At 69.2% G+C, this 549-nt stretch carries 1 protein-coding gene; it reads right to left on the reverse strand.

Annotated elements, in window-relative coordinates:
- The coding region (locus tag AC1DWF_RS37720) for a tripartite tricarboxylate transporter permease (protein WP_476843524.1) at positions 1 to 549 on the reverse strand (549 nt) is incomplete at both ends.

The raw sequence follows: 549 nt of genomic DNA on the forward strand, positions 1-549 counted from the left end.
AGGCCAGCACCAGGGGCCCGAGGTCGAAGCCGGCGCGGCGCAGCAGGCCAGCACCAGGGGCCCGAGGTCGAAGCCGGCGCGGCGCAGCAGGAAGCCCAGGATGCCGAAGACGGCAGCCAGCAGCACGTCGAACTGGTTCAGCCCGGTGCTCCAGGTGCCGATCACGCAGATCAGCAGGATGGACGTCGCCATGAAGCGCCGCGGCACCTCCAGCGCGCGCACGAAGAAGCCGACGAAGGGCAGGTTCAGCACGAGCAGGATGAAGTTGCCGAGATACATGGAGGCGATGACGCCCCAGTAGAGCTCCGGCTGCCGCTCCAGGATCATCGGCCCCGGCTGCACGCCATGCACCAGCAGCGCGCCCAGCAGCAGCGCCGTCACCGCATTGGAGGGGATGCCGAGCGTCAGCAGCGGGATGAAGGCGCCCGCCGTGCCGCTGTTGTTGGCGGCTTCCGGCCCGGCCACGCCCTCGATGGCGCCCTTGCCGAACTCGTCGGGATACTTCGTCAGCCGCTTCTCCACCGCATAGGAGAGGAAGGAGGCCAGCAC

The sequence above is a fragment of the Aminobacter sp. P4_D5 genome, assembly GCF_056401815.1.